Origin of the sequence: Cylindrospermum sp. FACHB-282 (assembly GCF_014697195.1) — a bacterium.
Taxonomy (GTDB): Bacteria; Cyanobacteriota; Cyanobacteriia; order Cyanobacteriales; family Nostocaceae; genus Cylindrospermum.
On the sequence record NZ_JACJRJ010000008.1, the window covers coordinates 1 to 18,633 of the forward strand.

An 18,633-nucleotide genomic window follows, 5' to 3' on the forward strand; every position below is an offset into this window, starting at 1 on the left:
TATTAACATAAAGGCGCGTGGGACACACGCCCTCAAAGCTCAATCAATGTCCTCATAGAGGAGTCGTTGAGAAGCCCACACTCACCCGAAGGGGAGTGTGTGGAGTATGTCACAGAAAACAAAATTGCGATCGCACATGGGCCAGTTACCCGTCCTACTGGTAGAGGCGTATACTTTTACGATCCTGATGGTTTGATGGTAGAAATTCGTTGTGATCCTGCTAACCCCTAAAATTGTCTAAACAAATGCAAATATTTAAAGTCATCGAAGATGTAATTACCAACCCGCCAATTCCCCACGAACCATATAGGCAATCATTGAAAGCTTGGGCAATGTATTGCTTGCGAGACAAAGGTTTTAAAGTCATTTATGCTCAAAATGCTGATTTTGCTATTGAAATCAAAGGTGGGGAAAAATTCTATTTTAAAGTTGCCAATAGCGCCGTTGATTTAGATGATTCTGTTAGCTGGATAGTTTGGGATAGCAGCACCAAGATTGCCAGCCTGATTACTGCACAGTTGTAATTTTGGCATTTTTCAATTCCGAGTAACTAAGCTAGCAACTACTGTAGTTAACTCAGCCGGCTCAATCGGTTTGGGTAGATGTAACTGATAACCTGCTTGTATAGCCCGCATTCTATCTTCTGGTCTAGCATAGGCTGTTAAGGCGGCTGCGGGAATTTTGCCACCTTGTTCTGGCGGTAGCGATCGCAATTTGCGGATGAGAGAGTAGCCATCTTCCTCTGGCATCCCAATATCGCTGACTAAAACATCTGGTTTCCAATGGGCAATTACTTGTAATGCCTCTGCAACTGATGCCACTACCTGAACTTCTGCTTGGCACTCTTCCAGCACCGTAGTCATAAATTCACGGCTATCAGCTTCGTCGTCTACAACTAGCACCCGTACGCCAAGGAGGGAGATACAGTCCTGTGCAGGAGCGAACTCTGCTTGTTTCCTGGGTTCTGGTTTCCAAATCCCTTGTCTGGTGGGCAATAGCAATGGCAGATTGACTGTAAAAGTAGATCCTTTCCCCTCACCCGGACTGTCTACATGCACAGTACCACCATGTAATTCTACTAAATGACGGACAATCGCTAATCCTAGTCCCAATCCACCATGTGCCCTAGTGCTGGAACTATCAGCTTGCCGGAAGCGATCAAAAACGTAAGGGAGAAAATTAGGATTGATCCCAATGCCTGTGTCAATCACTTGAATCTGAGCGTAGTTGGGAAGCAGATGTTTATTTCCATTACCCGTTAGCTCTAGACTTTCAGCGGTGATTTGTGAAACCCTGATTTCTACTTTGCCGCCTATGGCTGTAAACTTGATAGCATTGGATAGCAGGTTCCAGATGATCTGCTGCAAGCGCTCGGCATCAGCATTTAATAAAAATTGGGAATTTGCATCCTTACCTTCTCTGAGGAAAGCACCATCTGAAGATGCACAGATTTGAGATTGTGACATCCCCAATTCACCATCTTGGCTATTTACCCCCTCCAAGTCTGGATTCTGTGGCGTCGGTGACTGCCAGAGGATGAATTGCAAATCGATTTCCTTGGCTTGAGCGGCTAAGTTAACAGTTTCAATTGCTGATTCAATAATCGGCATCAAATTACAAGTACGGACATTGAGCCGCAGCTGGCCTCTAATCATCCGCGAGATATCTAGCAGGTCTTCAATTAGCTGAGTTTGCACCCTAGCATTGCGCTCGATAGTTTCCAGCCCCTTAGCCGTCTGAGCTTCGCCAAACTTCCGTGTACGTAGCAATTGGGCCCAGCCGAGAATGGCGTTGAGAGGCGATCGCAATTCATGGGATAAAATCGCCAAAAACTCATCTTTCATCCGGTTGGCTTGACGCATCTGCTCGGTTTGCTGCTGCAACGAAGCAATTAAACTAGCACGTTCCATGGCGATCGCAATTTGGTCGCATACTGCCTGCATCATCCCTTTTTGATTTTCACTAAAGTGAGTCAGAGAGCGGCTGCCAAAAGAAAGAGTACCTAAAAGCCGCCCTTGGGCAATCAACGGATAACAATAATAAGACGTAACGCCGAGACCGCGAATTAATTGTGTTTTTGGGTCAGTTGATTGCTGCACGTTCTCTACAGCCATTGGCCGCTGCTCCTGAGCTACAGTCCCACATACCGCTTGACCAAACTCCAGCCACTCAATTTCTGTCGCTAGTTCCTGAGAAATGCCCCTGTAGGAAGCTAGCCGCATTGTCTGAGAGTTATCCTCAACCAAATAGTTAAAATAAACATCCAAACCAATCTGCACTGAAAGTTTTCGGAAGACGCTATCAATCAGCGCTACTGGTTGCTGGCTTGACAGAAGATCGTTGGCGGTGTCAAAGAGTAACTGAAGCCTGTTGTAGCCCAATGACAGCGCTGTTTCTACCCGCTTGAGATTGGTAACATCTTGGAACACTAACACACAGGTTGCCGGATAACCATGCATCGCTGGCAGAGTATCGGCAAATATGAGTACAGAACGAATACCGGAGCAGGTATGCCAGTCCATCTCCAACCCCTCCAGACGTTCCCCACGGGCAACCCGCACCCCAGGCATCATGTCGTTAGGAATGGGCGAGCCTAATTTATCCATCAAGCGGTAAACTGTGTGATATTCTGCGGCTGGTTTACCTTGAGGAAATTCACCCCCGGCAAATTCATCAGCAGCTCGATTGGCAAACGTTACCCGCGCCGTTCCCGGTTCAATAAATAATAGTGGCATCGGCATTAGGTTGAGTACATCTTCCAGCCATTTTTGATGATTTCGGAGAACGAACTCTACTTGTTTGCGGACTGTAATATCCAAAAAAGTACCGATGCACCCTCTAGTGTGACCCTCTTCGTCAAACAGGGGGGCAACGGACTCCAATAGGTTGACAACTCTGCCATCTTCATGGATGACATCAACATCAAAATCTATAACTTCCACACCATGAGCGGCAGCGTACTGCATAGGCAATTCTTCTGGCAACAGTTCCCTACCCTCACGGTAAACTTTAAAGGTTGTTGGCCTTTCCTCAATAGGAGCTGTTAGGGAGGCGTTCGTATCTGGCGATATCTGCAACTGCTTGGCAAAAGAGGTGTTAACCTTGATAGTCTGGCACTCAGGATCTTCGGCAATGCCAATGCCAATGGGAATCACTTCTAGCAAGGTTTGTAACTCATCTATATGGCGCTGTAGGTCTTGATTGAGTTTGAGGATTTTTGCTTCTGCCTGCTTTTGGTTGCGGATGTCGCGAGTCACAGTCGCTAAGGCAGTTGGCTGACCTGTGTTTTTATCTTTGATAGTGAAGGCGTGAAAATCGACTGGTATCGGTTCACCCGTCTGGAAGTTCTGCAACCGGAATTCTCCCTGCCAGTGTCCTTGAGCAATGACAGTGGGTATAATATTTTCTTGAAAATAGGCTTTGTCATCAGGCATGATGTAATCTGATGCTGCTGTTTGCTTTATATCTGCCAAACTCTTCAGCCCAACTAGCTTTTGCCCCGCATCGTTGAGATAGGTGACTTGACCCTCAAGGGAAGCAATACCAATAAACTCAGTGCTATTTTCAATCAGCGAGACAAATTTTTGTTGCTCTGCTGCTGCAAGCTGGCGATCGCTCAAGTTGAGAATGAAACCAACTGCCTCCTCACGTTCTTCTCCCAGCAGTACGTAACCAACTAAAACCGGTACGCTGTGACCATCCTTGTGAATAAATGCTTTCTCATAAGGTACACAAGCACCGTTCACCTTTGCTTCAGCGATACCTTTCTCTTCTAAAGGTTGAAACTCCGGCGGCGTCATCTCGTTCAAGCGGATTTTACCTGCTAGCATATCCTCCCGCGTGTAACCGATCATCCGCAGAAATTCGTTGTTTGCCTGCTGGACTCCACCATACACGTCGGCAAACACAATGCCGATGATGTTACTATCCACAAAGGCTCGCAGTTTCTCTTCATTTACTCTCAGTGCTTCTTGGGCGCGATCGCGTTGGTGGCTGAGGCGTTCAATCACCGTTGCACTTTGCCAAACTAAAATGGCGAAAATCACAATCAGGACAATGGCAAATAGCGATATGGCAAAATCTGTCTCGAACAGCCCTGCATCATGACCTAGAACCATCAACCATCCCGTGACAAAAGGCACGACTATCGCCGGTAGTAGCAAACGACGGGCTAGCAAGCCTCCGTAGGTATCGCTCATTACCACCCGCATCAATGCCTGGTCTGGATGCAGCCACAGAATACCAATACAGAGTACTAAAAAAGAAAGCACCGTGTGTAATGCCATTGACGTTGTGTAAAATTGTATCCCGTAGCTACCTTTCACTGTGTAGGCATAGCCGATGAGAGCCTGCAAGGAAATCAAAGCGGCTGTCAACGCTAAAAACTGAGCATACCAATAGCTACGACGGCTTTTTCTTCTACCCAACAAATATAGAGCTACACTAATCAACATAAAGTTGATTGCTGTGTTCAACCCCATTCGCCCCGGATGTGTTGTTGTCACCACAATCGGGGAGTCACGGAACAGCATTTCGTCAATACCGAAATTCCAGCCAAAGGAATATTGAATCACTGTGAGTCCGCTAATGATCACCACTGCGATCGCACATACCCTCGAAAGCCGCAAGTAAGAAACATGAGTCACCGGGGAATTGCCAGCACTTGGATGAGGAGAATCCCGGATTTGTTTCACACCTCTCTGCAATAGCCACAGTGAAATACCAGACACTAGCAAGCATATTGCTGTATCCGCCTTCATTGTCGCAGAACTACCAGGGAATCCACTCTTGATAATTACGATATCGAAACACCAGCCAACTAGTACCAAGCTGCCGACCAAGATAGCGATCATACTAGTAACTGCTACTACTGATAAATGTCCAGTTAGTTTATGTAGATATTGCCTCCATAAGCGATTGACATTTAAATTTAACATTGGGGTTAATATATCCAATTTTATACTGAATAATGCTATACACACTCAGTATTTCTAGCGTGTTTATTTTTTAATTACCAATATTCTAACCTACCGCAATCTTGATGGTTTTTATATCTATCCAAGTACAGATTTTATAGTGGCGGAATCTAGATTCTAGTTTGATAGCGGAAAAAATCTATCTTTGTGTAGATTAGACATCTCTGACAAAGAATGTAGAGCCGAGAATCCCTACATGAGGAACTTCTCTACAAGGGTTCTGGATGACGCATATTTAATTTTCACTGCTATGTCTATTGGCAAATTACTGCTTGTATCAATAAATGCATAGTACTTGGTAATGAAGCAGCAAAGAAGAGACGAATTCAATAATTTTGCTTTGTCCCCAATCGCCAATACCCAATCCCCAGCAACAAAAATCTGCCAATCTCATCTCTATTAAAGTAGATATTTCAACTCTATCGCCATGCAGATATATTGCTGAATAAATCTTGTCTAAGATAGCACTTAAAGAATTGAACAGAAAAAATAAAAATCTGCCAATCCACAGCAGAAAATTCAGGCTTGGGACTTTACAAAAATATGCAAAACGACTCAGGAAAGACAATTTCTATTTGGATGACAACGGCAGAAGTGCCCGATCAACCAGTGCTTACCGAAAACATCCACGTAGATGTCTGCATTGTCGGTGCGGGGATGGCAGGGATGTCAACTGCCTATATGTTAAGCCGCGCAGGTAAGTCAGTAGTGGTGCTAGATGATGGGGCAATTGGTGGGGGTCAAACGGCGCGGACAACGGCACACCTCTCCAATGTCTTGAGTTATCGCTATTACGAACTAGAAAAAATGCATGGAGAAAACGGTGTCAAACTGATTGCCCAAAGTCATACAAAAGCGATTGAGACAATTGAAGCGATCGCATCTGAAGAAAAAATTGACTGTGACCTAAAGCGACTTTCTGGCTATCTTTTTCCCCCAAACCCTGAATCTACAGATGAGATCAAGCGGGAGTTAGCAGCAGCACACCGGGCTGGACTAACTGAAGTCGAACTGGTAAACAGATCACCCCTCAAAGACTTTGACACAGGATTGTGTCTGCGGTTTCCCCGACAAGGGCAATTTAACCCCCTCAAGTATCTCAGGGGATTAGCTGAAGCAATTCAACGCCAGGGCGGTAAAATTTACACAAATACCCACGTAGAAAAAATAGCCAGTGGTACGCCCCCCCGCGTAGAAACAAGTAACGGTCAACTCGTCACCGCTAATGCTGTAGTCGTCGCCACCAACTCCCCCATTAGTAACTTGGCGACTATGCACTTAAAGCAAGCCCCATACATGACTTTTGTGATTGGGGCAAAAATACCTCACGATTCCATACCTCAAGCACTTTATTGGGATACCCTCGACCCCTACCACTACGTGCGATCGCAAAACATTGACAATCAATATGATGTCCTAATTGTAGGCGGCGAAGACCACAAAACTGGACAAGCTGAGGATGCTGAAGCCCGGTATGCCAGACTTGAGACATGGACACGAGAACGTTTCCCAATAGCAAAAGAGATTTTATTTCGCTGGTCGGGACAGGTAATGAACGCTGATGATGGTATAGCCTACATTGGCAAAGATTCAGAAAATGTTTATATCGTCACCGGCGATACAGGCTTGGGAATGACCCACGGTGCGATCGCTAGCATTCTTTTAACTGATATAATTTTGGGAAGAAAAAACACCTGGGCAGAAGTCTACGACCCATCACGAATCAAAGTTAGTGCAAATGCCGCAAGTGAATTCATCTCCGAAAATCTGAATGTTGCCCTCAAATACTTGGATTGGTTAACACCAGGGGAAGTTGATTCCGTCGAAAAAATCACCCCCGGTACAGGTGCCATAATACGGCGTGGTTTAACAAAGGTTGCCGCCTACCGGGATGAAAACAATACTCTACATGAGTATTCCGCAGTCTGTACCCATCTTAAATGCATCGTCGCCTGGAATTCTTCGGAGAAAACCTGGGATTGTCCCTGTCATGGTTCACGATTTGATGCCCAAGGAAAAGTACTCAACGGCCCAGCAATTAACCCTCTTGAACCAGTAAATAGGTAGTCAACCCCTTCCCTACGGGACGCCAAAGGCGAACGGGGAATTCAAAATTCAAAATTCGGCGTTGCTGAATCAAAGTATGAAATGCCAAAATTACCCTTCTTTTTCTTCGTAGCTTTGAGCCTTTGCGCCTCTGCGCGAAACAAATTCATATTCTCAATCAGCAACGCCCAAAATTCAAAATTCAAAATTGGCACGGTCAACAAGTCTGCGTTGAGTGGGAATGTGATGACGACTTAGATCCAACCAATTTCGGTAAAACCTTGCGTGACTACGGCGTTATAGTCGGCATGGTTTACCAGCAGCCTGAATATGGCGACGGCTGGGCTTAATGGGTCAAGTGGGAAAAGCTGTGCTTAGATAGCTGGACTCCACTGCCTTTCACCGACGCAGTGGAAGAAGATAGGTTACGGCTAGTTTAGGTCGGGCTTGTTTGGCGATCGCCTTTCTTGGGAAGTGCGATCGCCCTGGTTAATCAGAGTGAATTTGGCGATCGCGTTTCTTGGGGAGTGCGATCGCTTCTTTGCCTCCAGTTAAAATATGGTAGCCACCCAGGGAGGTGAATTATGGCTCAAGCCTTAACAAAGCCAGTTACCTTTGATGACTTTATACAGTGGTATCCCAACACAGGCGACCGCTACGAACTGCACAATGGAACAATTATTAAAATGAATCCACCATTAGGAGACCATGAGCTAGTTATTGGTTTTTTAGTTCGTAAATTATCAGTAGAGGTAGAACGGCTCAACCTCCCCTACACCATGCCTAAGACCGCATTTATTAAACCACCTGAAACTGACTCCGCCTACTCGCCTGACATTTTGCTATTGAATCCTGAGAATTTAGACAACGAGCCACTGTGGAAAAAAGTCTCAACAGTCAGTCAAGCCGCGTCAGTTCCCTTGGCAGTTGAGGTTGTCAGCACTAATTGGCGTGACGATTATTACAAAAAGCTGGCTGACTATGAAGAGATGGGCATCCCTGAATACTGGATAGTAGATTATGCTGCTTTTGGCGGTCGAGCGTTCATTGGCAATCCCAAGCAACCAACCATCTCGGTTTACTCATTGATTGATGGTGAATACCAGGTAAGTCAGTTTAGGGGCGGTGACCGGGTAATATCGCCAACCTTCCCAGAGTTAAGCTTGACGGCTGAAGTGATTTTTAGGGCTGGCAGGAAGATTTAGTGGCGGCCAGTGAGGTGAATTTGGCGATCGCGTTTCTGGGAGGAAGTGCGATCGCATCTCTAATGAGTAGCATTTAAGTAGCAAAAATTTGTCTACCCAGCCGACAAATAGACTTTTTCAGCAGGCTTTGAGTAGTAGGCAGAAAAGCAAACGCTAAAAGCCTTGCTGCACAGCTATTAATTGCAATTATCTTGAAATGTCCACTTTTTTTTATTGTCGTCAGGGCTAATATACAGTAACTTTAACCTTGGATCATTGTCTATATTTATACTGGAATTCTCCAATAGCCATATCAAACCGCAGGAGAAAACTGCTTGTTACCATAACCCTATATACTAGACTAGAATTTGCTAAATCTGAATTTTCGGTAAATTTAGATACCAAAAATTATTAGCTTTTAGATGAAATACTAGGATATTTGTGGTTTTTAATGTCCAGTCAAAACTATATCCAGTATCATCAATAAACTGCGGATTTCATGTGGTGTAAAAATCAAAAGAGGAGTGAAAACATGGATTTACGTAGAGATGCATTGCAAATCCTCAAAGAAACTAGCCGAACTTTTTATATCCCAATTAGTGTTTTACCATCAGGATTACAGGAAGCAGTTGCATCAGCATATTTGTGTATGCGTGCCATTGATGAAATTGAAGATCATCCAGAACTGGATAACACCACAAAGACAAAACTCTTACGAAACATTAGCTTGACATTACAATCAGGAGTTGATGGTTTCGCGGTTGATGCCTTCTCCGTAGGCTTTAGCGGCTATGAAGACTCTTTAGCAGAAGTTAGCGTGCGGGTTAGAGAATGGTCAATACTAGCACCTGAGAGCATTGCCCCACGGATTTGGGATGCCACTGCGGCAATGGCAGATAGAATGGCTTATTGGTCAGAAAGAAACTGGAAAATTGATACAGAGTCAGATTTAGATCGTTATACATTTGGGGTTGCCGGCGCGGTGGGATTGTTACTTTCTGATTTATGGGCTTGGTATGATGGGACACCAACAAACCGTACTCAGGCAATTGGCTTTGGTCGGGGCTTACAAGCGGTAAACATTCTGCGTAACCACAGTGAAGATTTAAAGCGTGGAGTGGACTTCTACCCAGAGGGTTGGACTAAGGAAAATCTGCAAGAGTATGCACGTCGCAATCTAGCCTTAGCAGATGCTTATACCGGTTCACTTCCTGCTGGCCCGGCCTTGCACTTTTGCCAAATTCCCTTAACCTTAGCTCATGGCACCCTTGACGCCTTAGCTAGTGGTAAAGAAAAACTCAGCCGCAGTGATGTTTTTGCACTCATTGAACCGCTAATTGGTGCAAATATCAAAGCCAGCTAATAGTTTGTAGCTCAAGTACAGACGTGGTTAGTCGCGTCTGTGCAAAGCGAATATTTGAGAATGCTCAGGATGCGATTTGGTTCCTAGAGTATTAAAATTCACTGAGAGCGTGTTTTTGCAAATCTTCCAAATTGCACACCTCTAAGGCTCTTGCATGGGTGGCTGAAAGCACAACTGGTGGCGCAACGCCAGCTTCAAGGGCGTCTTGCCAACGTGCTGCACACAAACACCAACAATCCCCAGGTTTTAATCCAGGAAAATTAAAAGCAGGAACAGGAGTACTCAAATCATTTCCCAGAGATTTAGTAAATTCCAAAAATTCTGCTGTCACTTGAGCGCAAACAACGTGCATTCCAAAATCTTGCCCACCTGTATGACAAAACCCGTCGCGGTAATACCCAGTTATCGGATTCGTGCAGCAAGATTCCAAATTTGTGCCGAGTACATTTTTAGCGTCTGTCATATTTAATCCTCATATTCTGCAAGTCTCTCAATTTAGCTTACATATAAAATGAGAATTTTGCTGGTAGTGAGAGATTTATCACTCAAACTAACGTTTTTAAGGACTAAAGTCCTTACTACGAGCTTTGTTTTAGCTTTGAATGATTTAACTTAATTTAAAATTGCTTTTTGAAAATTCCCAAACTGTGGGTTAAAACTAGCAAAGGTGCGATTTTCACAGTCTGGGAAATATCAACTATTTGCCAAAGACACTACCAATGGCACGTGCCATGTTTTGCGGTTGCATCGCATCCATTGCTGCTGTTGGTTCATAGCCGCAGTGAACCATGCAATCAGCACACTTGGGATTACCACTAGCACGACCGTATTTACTCCAGTCAGTTTGTGCTAATAGTTCATTAAAGGTTTTATAATAACCTTCATTCAAAAGATAGCAGGGTTTTTGCCAACCGAGAACGCTGTAACTAGGGCTACCCCAAGGTGTGCATTCGTAGTCTTTTTCACCTGTGAGAAAATCTAGAAACAGTGGGTTGTGATTAAAGTTCCAGTGCTTTTTGCCAGCTGTATATGGGGCTAAAATTTGACGGAAGAGGGCGCGGGTTTGTTCGCGCTGGAGAAAATGATCTTGATCTGGTGCCCACTCATAACTGTAGCCAGGAGAAATCATCATTCCATCAGTATTCAGTGTTCCTAGGAAGTCGAAAAACTCCTGCATTTCTTGAGGGTTGCAACCTTCAAAGATGGTGGTGTTGGTGGTGACACGAAAGCCTTTAGCTTTAGCGGCGCGAATAGCTTTCACAGCAATATCAAAAACGCCTTTGCGATCTACACATTGATCGTGCCATTCCCGCATTCCATCTAAATGGACGCTGAAAGTTAGATAAGGAGAAGGTTGAAACTTATCTAGGCTTTTTTCTAACAACAGAGCATTAGTACACAGATAAATATACTTTTTACGCTCAATTAATCCCCGAACAATTACATCGATTTGGGGATGTAACAACGGTTCTCCTCCAGGAATTGAAACTACTGGTGCGCCGCATTCTTCTACAGCGGCAAAGCACTGTTCTGGGGTAAGATTTTGCTTGAGTATTTCTGTTGGATGCTGGATTTTTCCACAACCAGTACAGGCCAGGTTACATCGAAATAGAGGTTCCAACATCAATACCAGAGGAAAGCGTTTACGCCCTTTCAACCGCTGGGTAACGAGATATTTGCCAATATCTATTGCTTGTTGTAGATTAACTGCCATTGTTTTTATCACTCCTCTGTATCTATAAAAAAAATACCACTGTCCAAGCCCAAACTAGAAAGCAGGTGCTGTGCTTTCTAGTAGTCTGTCAAATAAATTTTGACGGATAAAGAAACAAACCGCAAAGGACGCTCGCGCGCAGCGATGCCCAAAGGGCTGTAGAGCGCGTATCGCCAGAGGCGAGGCTTCACCAACGCGAAGCGTCTCGAAGAGAAGGAAGAAGGAAGAAGGAAGAAGGAAGAAGGAAGAAGGAAGAAGGAAGAAGGAAGAAGGAAGAAGGAAGAAGGAAGAAGGAAGAAGGAAGAAGGAAGAAGGAAGAAGGAAGAAGAAAAATTGAAAGTTTTATTTACCCGTGAATTAGTTCTTGACAGACTACTAGCTTTTATTGACATAGCCCTGAGAGACAAACCAATCTACAGCATCTTTGAGTGCTAGATTCAGGGAAGATTGAGGTAAACCTAATTCGCGGACAGCCTTGGAGGCATCATAATACATAGGTTGTTTCGCCATGCGGACGCCATCTAAAGGTACTGAGGGCGATTTCCCTAGGGGTGCGAGGATTTTTTCATCAACCCAAGCAGCGCTAAAGGGTATCCAAGGAGGGATAGATTGTTGGGGTGCTTTCAAACCGGTGATTTCGGCGAGTTGTTCTAGCAGTTGTTTGAGGCTGAGGTTTTGGTTTCCTAAGATATAGCGATCGCCTGATTTTCCCTTTTCCAACGCCAGTAAGTGCCCCTTTACTACATCCCGGACATCAATAAAATTCAAACCAGTATCCAAATAAAATGGCATTTGTCGCCGCAAAAACCGCAAAATAATATCACCGGTTGGGGTAGGTTTGATATCCAAAGAGCCAATGGGGCTGCTAGGATTGACCACAACGATTTCCTGTCCAAGACTCGCTGCTTCCATAGCAACTTGTTCAGCTAGAAACTTTGATTTTTTGTAGTCTCCCACCAATTTCTCTAAGGGACTCTGATAACTTTCATTTACGACTTTACCAGATGCTCCTACCCCAATAGCAGCTACGGAACTAGTGTAGACAGTGCGTTCAATTCCGGCTTTTTGGGCAGATGCCAAAACATTGCGCGTACCTTGGACATTATCAAAGTAAAGTTGCTCTTTGTCTACTTGCCAGAGAGAATAATGAGCAGCGACATGAAATAGGTATTGACAACCTTGCATTTGCTGCCACAAATCCGGGTGATTCAAATCGCCTTTGACAATTTCCACGGGTAAACCACGGAGATTGTCTAGGTTACTGCTAGGGCGTACCAAAGCTTTAACTGCATATCCTTCTTGTAGCAACAACCGCACCAGATGGGCACCAACAAAACCTGTACCCCCGGTAACAAAGACTCGCGTCACGGGTTTTCCCTCTGCTTAAATCGGGGAAACCAATCATCTAAGATGGCGTAAACCACTGGGACAACAATTAAACTAAGAATAGTGGAAGTTACCAAACCGCCTGCAATAGATACAGCCATAGGCGATCGCAATTCCGAACCAGCACCCAAACCCAAAGCGATGGGTACCATCCCCAAAATAGTAGAAGCAGTGGTCATCATAATCGGTCGCAGACGCACTGGCCCAGCCTTGAGAATCGCCTCTGTGCGGTCTAACCCAGTTTCCCGTAGCTGGTTGATATAATCCACAATTAAGATGGCGTTTTTGTTCGTGATTCCCAACAAAAACACAAAACCAATCAGGGAAATCATCCCGAAATCGCTCTTGGTAATCAGTAAAGCCAACATCGCCCCCACCAAAGCCAAAGGTAAAGAAACCCCAATTACCACAGGGTCTACCCAGCCTTTAAACAGCCAAATCAGCACCACCACAATACACAGTGCAGACAACCCCAAAGTTAAGCCAAAACTGCCAAACACCTCATTTTGGCGGGCAGAATCTCCTCCCAAGTCTAAGGAAACACCGGGGGAAATTACAGCTTTAGCTTCCGCCACGATTTTATCAGTAGCATTACCCAAGGTTAAATCCTTACCCAAATTAGCGCCGATATAAGCCACCCGCTGATTATTCAGACGCTCAATCTGAAAAACTGTGTCTTGTTTGGTATCACCTGTAATGGTGACATCAGCAAATCCTGGTAATTTCTCAATTCGCTCTTTAATTGCTTTGGTTGTTTTGCTGAGTGCTTTAATGTCATCACCCCGCAAAGCTATCTGGAGAGGTTTTTGACCACCCGTATCGACAAATTGAATATCTTCAACACTGGTCGTGACACCAGAAAGATTAGGCAACTCGGCGCGAAATTGGTCTTGCAGTTCCGCCGTTTTAATTTCCCGATTTTCCTTCAATTTCACATAAAGCGTGCCTTTATTTGGCTCACCTTCACGAGAACCAACAGTAGTAAATACCGTTTCCACTGCGGGAGACTTTCTCACAACCTCTTCCAGTTTTTTCGCCACCTCCAAAGAATCATTCAACGGGTTAGGAATAGCAATTGAGGAAGGTGGAGCAATTCCTGCCTGTGCAGCCTGTGCTGCTAGCTTCTGCAAAGTAGCCTGATCAGGAATATTTGGCAAAGGAGCAGTATAAACTATATTGAACTCACCCCGGTCAAGTTTGGGAATAAATCCTTTAGGAATCAGGGGAATTAGAGCTATTCCAGCCGCAAAACTGAGGACAGCTAACCCCAAAACTATGCCTCGATGGCTCAAAGACCACCCCAGCAAGTTTTGGTAAGATTGGGCAAACTGCGCCCAGAGACTGCTTTCTCGGCGCGGGGAACGGGAAGCTGTGGGTTTGAGCCAGTAGATACACAGAACCGGCGATAAAGTCCGGGCTACCATCATCGAAGTGAGCATCGCTGCTGAGACAGTAATCCCAAATGGCTTAAAGAATTGACCAATTACCCCACCCATCAAACCTATGGGGAGAAAAACCGCGACTGCTGTAAATGTGGCAGCGGTGACAGTTAGCCCAATTTCATTTGTAGCAATCAAAGCAGCTTGACGGGGAGTTTCCCCATCTTCGACGTGTCGCATGATGTTTTCTACATCAACGATCGCATCATCTACAATACTGCCAATCACCAAAGCCAAAGCCAGCAAAGTAATTGTCTCTAAATTAAAGCCAAAAATCGCCATCACAATAAACGTTCCCAGCAAAGAGACAGGAATCGCTAAGGCAGAAATTAGGGTAGCTTGCCAATTCCATAAAAATGGATAGATGACGATGATTGACAAAACTACCGCTTCAATCAGTGCATCTATGGTTGACTTGGTAGCATCGCGGATATATTTTGCCTGAGTAGCGGCTAAAGTGAGTTTGATATCCTTCAAGCTAGACTGTAGCCTTTGGACTTCCTTTTCCACCAGGCTGACAACTTCCAAAGTGTTAGCACTACCGCGTTTAATTACCTGAAAAGCCAAGGCATCCTTGCCATTAAACCGGATTAAATTCGCCCCTGCTTGGGGGACTGCGTTAGCGGCACTTGGGGGCGTAGAGAGGCTAGCATTGCCCAATAGAGAGACCTTTAAAACTCCAGGCAATTTAGCGATCGCGGGCACGATTTGCTCTTTAGCCAACTTACTCAAATCGCCGAGATTCCGAGAAGGACTCTCAATGGCGTAGCTAATAGCCGCCGACTCATTCAAATTCAGGGGAATAATTTTATAATTTGCTCCCTGAGGTAAACGCAACTTTTTGAGTACGGATTCAGCATTGCTGGTGGATGTTTCCAGATTCGTCCCCACCGCAAAAGCCAGACTAACAGCAGATTGTCCAGGATAAGTGGATGAGCGGATATCGTCAATTCCTTCTAGGGACTTCAGTTGCTCTTCCAGTGGAAGAGTCAGTTTTGCTTCCGTATCCAGAGCCGTTGTTAGCGGTGCTTGAGCATTCACCACCACCACAGGAAAAGTAATATCTGGAAACAAAGCATACTTGAGAGAACTGAAAGCCAGAATACCAGCTATAGTTACAGCTAGCCAAAAGCAGACCGTGAGCCAAGAATGTGCGATCGCTAATTTAGAAATATTAAAGCGCTCTCGTGCTGATTTTGCGCTATGAGACTTTACCATCTTAAAAATTCATCGAGCAAGTGACGCAATTACTTAAGTCATGCTACAGCAAGCGGTTGTTCTTTGGGCGTTTGGGTGGCTGATAAATCGCATATACACAATTCCAAGCCTAGTAGGTTGACAAAACGGTACAAGCGTATCATCCTAGATTCTTTATAAACTAAACACTATGAGTAACTATAGTAAAAATTTATGGTAGCAGGACAACCTACCGCTATTGATTTGTTTGCAGGAGCTGGCGGCTTTGGTTTAGGTTTCGAGATAGCAGGTTTCTCCGTTCCTCTATCCGTTGAGATTGATGCTTGGGCTTGCGATACACTTCGCCACAACCATCCTTGCATGACAGTTATTCAAAAAGATATCCGTGACTTCGACACTGTAAGGAGCATTAAGGAGATATGCCTTTTCAAGCCGGATATTATTATTGGTGGGCCGCCATGTCAAGGTTTTAGTATCGCCGGTCCAGCCGAAAAAGACCCTAAAGATCCTAGAAATAGTCTGTTCATTAACTTTGCTCAGTGGATATCTTGTCTTGAACCTAAAGCATTTGTCATGGAGAATGTTAAAGGTTTACTCTCGCGAAAAAATACTGAAGGCAGAAAAATACTAGATATTATTAAAGAAACTTTTGAAAACCTTGGATATTTTGTAGAAATCTGGTTACTAAATGCTGCCGAATATGGGGTTCCGCAAATTAGAGAGCGTATTTTTATTGTGGGAAATAAAGCAGGAAAAGAATTAGGTACTCCGGAAAGAACACATTCTTTAGATTTACTAAATATAAAAACCTCTCAATTATCACTTTTTGAAAATGTGGGTTTGCTACCCGCTTTAAATCTATGGGATGCCATATCAGATTTACCACCGCTGAATGCACGTGAAGGTGAAGAAGAACAGCGTTATGTTTTAGAACCTCAGAATCACTATCAGAAATGGATAAGGAACGACTGTCAAAAACTCTACAATCATGTGGCAATGGAGCATTCTAAGAGGCTTGTAGAACGTTTCAAACTTATCAAATGCGGTGAGTCTAGTTCAGACGTCCCAAAAGAACATGGAGCTAGACGCCGTAGTGGAAATGGAGAGTTATCTGAGAAATTTTATGACCAAAACAATAGGCGTCTAAATCCATATCAACCATCACACACAATAGCAGCCTCATTTTACGCCAATTTTATTCATCCTTTCCAACATCGCAATTTGACAGCCCGTGAAGGGGCACGTATTCAATCTTTTCCTGACACCTATCGTTTTTTAGGAAAAAAAACTGTTGTGTCTCACAAGCTACTGCATCGTGAGGAGCGCTTTGACGAGAAGTTTCTTTGCCAATACAATCAGGTAGGTAATGCTGTACCGCCTGTTCTTGCTAAAGCAATCGCATTTCATCTTCAAGAGAAATTAGAGCTATGTCAAGAAGCGATAGAAACCCTTTAGTTCATGGTTCTAATCTTGAACAGAAGGAGAAACACCGCACAAAATACAGAGATATTGATAGTAGAAAATATCTCAGTGAAATCAGAACTGAGTATGATAAGTGGCACTTAGCCAATCTTCAATTAATTGGCCCTACATCAACGCCTACTATTCAAGATGACGAAATTATTGCTAAAAGGGTAGAACTTTTCTCGATATACAAGAATTTTTTAGACCAGCAACATTATGCTGAGAAGTTTGATTCTAGATCGAACCTTCACTCTAGCGTACTGGAGGAATTTCTCTACTATTTGTTTAAGGATCTAGCAAGAGATTTTGGAGAAAATACTCTCATAGGCAAGTCACATACATTCAAAGATATTTTCTTTGTACCGCCCAAATATGCTGAAATGCTTAAGCGACCGTATGCACGCATTGAAAAGAAAGATCATGACTTTGTAATTGGAGCAACTATTCAAGCATCATTTCAAGCTGCAACCCCACCAGAACAAGATGAACATCCTGGTGAAATACTCGCACTTCTTAAAGAAGAACCAGAAAATTATTCAGAAGTTACAGTTACAGGCAACATAGAAACGCACATTTTTGATATTCCAGTTGTTGTTATTGAATGTAAGACTTATCTTGATAAAACTATGCTTGAAGGTTCTTCAAGAGCAGCAGAGGATTTAAAGGCGAGAAATCCAAATAGTTTATATGTTGTACTCATGGAGTGGATCAAACTGACCAGCGATGTCAATCTTCGGAAGTACAAAGTTGACCAAATTTATGTACTACGTCAGCAGAAAAACACTGACCGAGAATTCAGATATGAAGAAACGTATGTTAAGAATCCAATTAACCCAACTGTAGTTCAACATCTATTCCATAAAGTGCGGAAGCATCTAAAAACAGACTGGACTGGCGGAATTGAACACGGCATACAGCGTGGGTGGCTAATTGATGAGTAGCTGCGGTATAAGAAAGTGATCGCATCTTATACTCCCCTCTTCCCTCTTCCTCTGCGTCCTCTGCGCCTCTGCGGTTCGTTAAAAAAGATATACTAACGACACAAAAAGCGATCGCATCAGATTCTTTTTCTTCTTCTTCTTCTTCTTCCTTCTCCCCTCTTCCTTCGCGGTAGCCTGCGGCACGCCGCTACGCGTCTACGTTAAATCCATCTAAATGCTCAAAATCCCACCCATCAATACAATTCTTGTTCCCCAAGGAGCCGAATATCAAGCAGTGAAACGCGGCTTAAACCGAGCCAGCGGTGAAAAACCCACCGTAATAGCGATTCCCGTAGGAGTGCAACCACTACGTAAATACCTGCAAAAATGGACAGGAGAGAAAAATAGAATATTGCTGATGGGTTTATGTGGAAGCTTGCAAACACACCATGCAGTTGGGGACATAGTGCTGTACAAAGATTGTACTTATCAGGAAAAACTGCAAAAGTGTAACAACACACTCACCGCACAGATCCAAACCCTTTTATCAGATAAAGTAACACTTGTCAAATCATTAACAAGCGATCGCCTAATTTGGGCAGCAGCCGAAAAACGTTATCTGGGTCAAACCTCCGGGGCTGACGTAGTAGATATGGAAGGATATACCGCCCTAGAGTATTTCCCAACAGTCGCCATATTGCGAGTAGTCAGCGACAACGCCCAGCACGATATACCAGATTTAACATCAGCAATTAGCCTGGATGGTTCCCTGAAACCTGTACAACTAGCGATCGCATTTTTCCGCCAACCCCTAGCTGCAACTCGGCTGATTCGTGGTTCCTTACGGGGGCTAAAAGTGTTAGAACAAATCACAACTACACTATTTTCTACTTAGAGAAAGCAACCAAAGCACTCAGTTAAGTTAGTGGTGGATAATTCACCCC

Annotated in this window: 13 protein-coding genes and 1 pseudogene; 9 read left to right on the forward strand and 5 right to left on the reverse strand. The window is 44.1% G+C overall.

All coding sequences use genetic code 11. The features are described from left to right. Window positions 1-117: 117 nt before the first annotated feature. Window positions 118-231: pseudogene (locus H6G32_RS06000) on the forward strand (VOC family protein); the annotation flags it as partial. 14 nt (window positions 232-245) lie between these two features. Next, a complete protein-coding gene (locus tag H6G32_RS06005; protein WP_190456112.1) occupies window positions 246-524 on the forward strand; it encodes a hypothetical protein in 279 nt (92 codons plus the stop codon). A gap of 12 nt (window positions 525-536) precedes the next feature. On the opposite strand, the gene H6G32_RS06010 is transcribed toward H6G32_RS06005, so the two are convergent. Beyond that, window positions 537-4,937, reverse strand: a complete 4,401-nt coding sequence (locus H6G32_RS06010) for a PAS domain S-box protein (RefSeq protein ID WP_190456114.1) — start codon at window positions 4,935-4,937, stop codon at window positions 537-539. Window positions 4,938-5,519: 582 nt separating this feature from the next. Between H6G32_RS06010 and H6G32_RS06015 the strand changes: the two genes are divergently transcribed. The 4 genes from H6G32_RS06015 (at window position 5,520) to H6G32_RS06030 (ending at window position 9,569) form a co-directional block, all read left to right on the forward strand. After that, the gene (locus H6G32_RS06015) at window positions 5,520-7,043 is read left to right on the forward strand and encodes an FAD-dependent oxidoreductase (RefSeq protein WP_190456117.1); all 1,524 of its coding nucleotides are present in this window, start codon (window positions 5,520-5,522) and stop codon (window positions 7,041-7,043) included. Between the two features lie 122 nt (window positions 7,044-7,165). Then, window positions 7,166-7,372 (forward strand): hypothetical protein, encoded by a 207-nt coding sequence (locus tag H6G32_RS06020; RefSeq protein WP_190456119.1) that lies wholly within the window; start codon window positions 7,166-7,168, stop codon window positions 7,370-7,372. Window positions 7,373-7,606: 234 nt separating this feature from the next. Further along, complete coding sequence (locus tag H6G32_RS06025; RefSeq protein ID WP_190456122.1) at window positions 7,607-8,227, forward strand: Uma2 family endonuclease; 621 nt, start codon at window positions 7,607-7,609, stop codon at window positions 8,225-8,227. Between the two features lie 511 nt (window positions 8,228-8,738). Then, on the forward strand, window positions 8,739-9,569 hold the full coding sequence (locus H6G32_RS06030) for a squalene/phytoene synthase family protein (protein ID WP_190456126.1): 831 nt from the start codon (window positions 8,739-8,741) through the stop codon (window positions 9,567-9,569). A 91-nt stretch (window positions 9,570-9,660) separates the two neighbouring features. On the opposite strand, the gene H6G32_RS06035 is transcribed toward H6G32_RS06030, so the two are convergent. The 4 genes from H6G32_RS06035 to H6G32_RS06050 all read right to left on the reverse strand — a co-directional run bounded on the left by H6G32_RS06035 (window position 9,661) and on the right by H6G32_RS06050 (window position 15,326). Continuing rightward, window positions 9,661-10,032, reverse strand: coding sequence for a DUF2237 family protein (locus tag H6G32_RS06035; protein ID WP_190456128.1), 372 nt, complete (start codon window positions 10,030-10,032; stop codon window positions 9,661-9,663). 234 nt (window positions 10,033-10,266) lie between these two features. Next, window positions 10,267-11,283 carry an adenosyl-hopene transferase HpnH gene (hpnH, locus tag H6G32_RS06040; protein ID WP_190456130.1) on the reverse strand — a complete coding sequence of 339 codons (1,017 nt, stop codon included), beginning with the start codon at window positions 11,281-11,283 and terminating at the stop codon, window positions 10,267-10,269. A 375-nt stretch (window positions 11,284-11,658) separates the two neighbouring features. After that, window positions 11,659-12,651, reverse strand: coding sequence for a hopanoid-associated sugar epimerase (gene hpnA, locus H6G32_RS06045; RefSeq protein WP_190456132.1), 993 nt, complete (start codon window positions 12,649-12,651; stop codon window positions 11,659-11,661). After that, complete coding sequence (locus H6G32_RS06050; RefSeq protein WP_190456134.1) at window positions 12,648-15,326, reverse strand: efflux RND transporter permease subunit; 2,679 nt, start codon at window positions 15,324-15,326, stop codon at window positions 12,648-12,650. Before H6G32_RS06050 ends, hpnA begins: the two co-directional genes overlap by 4 nt. A gap of 192 nt (window positions 15,327-15,518) precedes the next feature. Between H6G32_RS06050 and H6G32_RS06055 the strand changes: the two genes are divergently transcribed. The 3 genes from H6G32_RS06055 to H6G32_RS06065 all read left to right on the forward strand — a co-directional run bounded on the left by H6G32_RS06055 (window position 15,519) and on the right by H6G32_RS06065 (window position 18,584). Further along, the gene (locus tag H6G32_RS06055; protein WP_190456136.1) at window positions 15,519-16,760 is read left to right on the forward strand and encodes a DNA cytosine methyltransferase; all 1,242 of its coding nucleotides are present in this window, start codon (window positions 15,519-15,521) and stop codon (window positions 16,758-16,760) included. Continuing rightward, window positions 16,733-17,710, forward strand: a complete 978-nt coding sequence (locus tag H6G32_RS06060; RefSeq protein ID WP_190456138.1) for a Bpu10I family restriction endonuclease — start codon at window positions 16,733-16,735, stop codon at window positions 17,708-17,710. Before H6G32_RS06055 ends, H6G32_RS06060 begins: the two co-directional genes overlap by 28 nt. Before the next feature lie 214 nt (window positions 17,711-17,924). Next, entirely contained in the window at window positions 17,925-18,584 is a 660-nt protein-coding gene (locus H6G32_RS06065) for a 5'-methylthioadenosine/S-adenosylhomocysteine nucleosidase family protein (RefSeq protein ID WP_190456140.1), read from the forward strand. Window positions 18,585-18,633: the final 49 nt, after the last annotated feature.